General features: G+C 38.9%; 1 protein-coding gene and 1 pseudogene. Both read right to left on the bottom strand.

Translation table 11 applies throughout. The annotated features are described in order from the left end of the window. Window positions 1-73: 73 nt before the first annotated feature. On the bottom strand, window positions 74-580 hold the full coding sequence (locus tag ACFIKX_RS03290; protein WP_120100860.1) for a hypothetical protein: 507 nt from the start codon (window positions 578-580) through the stop codon (window positions 74-76). Between the two features lie 296 nt (window positions 581-876). Beyond that, window positions 877-1265, bottom strand: a pseudogene (locus ACFIKX_RS03285) (hypothetical protein). Window positions 1266-1315: the final 50 nt, after the last annotated feature.

Here is a 1315-nt window from a genome sequence, read left to right as displayed (position 1 = left end):
TAATCTAATATTCAAACAAATTTTTAAATGAAATGGTTATAAGGAGGCGCCCCCGCCGCGCCCGCGCCGTTATTTAAGCTGTTTTCCTATGAGGACGACACATAACAAAGCAAATTTCACCATAAGGAGAAAGGCGTTCTGTATAAACATTATTCATTGTGTCACCACAAATATTCTTAGTAACAATAGCCATGCCACATGCATTGGCATTTTCATAAACATGCACTTTACTTACAATTTTTGCACTATCGAAAACATGGGCATTATCATACACATGGGCATTGGCAAAAACCTTTGCTGAATCGTAGACGCGAGCATTACCATATACAAAACCACCAACACCTGCATTGCCATAAACCTGCGCATTTTCGTAAACACGACCAGGGCTCACAACAATGGCTTGATCACCAACCCAGCAATTACCATCATGGGAAAGATTTTCTTCAGATTCAATATAGCCACCAAGTTGACCAGCTTTAACATCACCAAAATCTCTTAACGCCTTAATGCGATAAAGTTTCTTACCCTCACGAAGAATTGTTTGATTGGTGAGTTGATATTTTTTTACAGAATTCTGCATAATAATTACCTCGTATTTTAACATTTTCATTGACACCCCTAAGGGCGCCGGGCGCTGAAAAACACGGATACGAGACCGTCGTTACACTTTCCCCTATGAAGGGTATTGTATAGTATAACCACACCCGGCAAAATCGTTATATGCCAATAAGAGCACAAAAGAAAGCCAGTATATTTTAAAAACATGGGAAGAGGTCGTTTCGTAACCTATCCGCTCGTATTACAGTGTTTTTCAAGCACTTGCCGACCTTAATAAACGAGCTTTTCTTTAAAGTCAATACGTATTTTTTATTTTTTTCAATTTTTTTCATTTTGATACCTACCTAATTGAATACCAAGTGCTTTCTCTAGCTCGTTGTCTATATCATCATAAGTTTTCACTGCTTTAACTGTACGTTTTTTGATTTCCCTATTCACCTCGTCTATCAACGCTTCGCAACTCAATACGCTTCTTGGCAAATCACCACCGTATATCCAAGCTTTCACTTGCGCCTTGGTACTGTAATCAACATTCTCAGGCATCTCATGATACTGACCACCATCGAATTCCTCATATTCTCTCATACCATCTTCGTATTCATAGAGATTGTAAAAATACTCTGCCACCCCTAATCCCCATGGGGCATGCCCCACCGCCGTTGCAACGAACTTTTTTCCCCCTTCTGTTTACGTTTTTTTAAAAACATCTGGTTTAATATCCCCTATCTAAATCCATAACTTTACCAATGGGTTTATT

The sequence above is a fragment of the Bartonella sp. CM86QHHN genome (assembly GCF_042194695.1).
Taxonomy (GTDB): Bacteria; Pseudomonadota; Alphaproteobacteria; order Rhizobiales; family Rhizobiaceae; genus Bartonella.
This window is presented reverse-complemented; position numbering and strand designations above follow the sequence as displayed.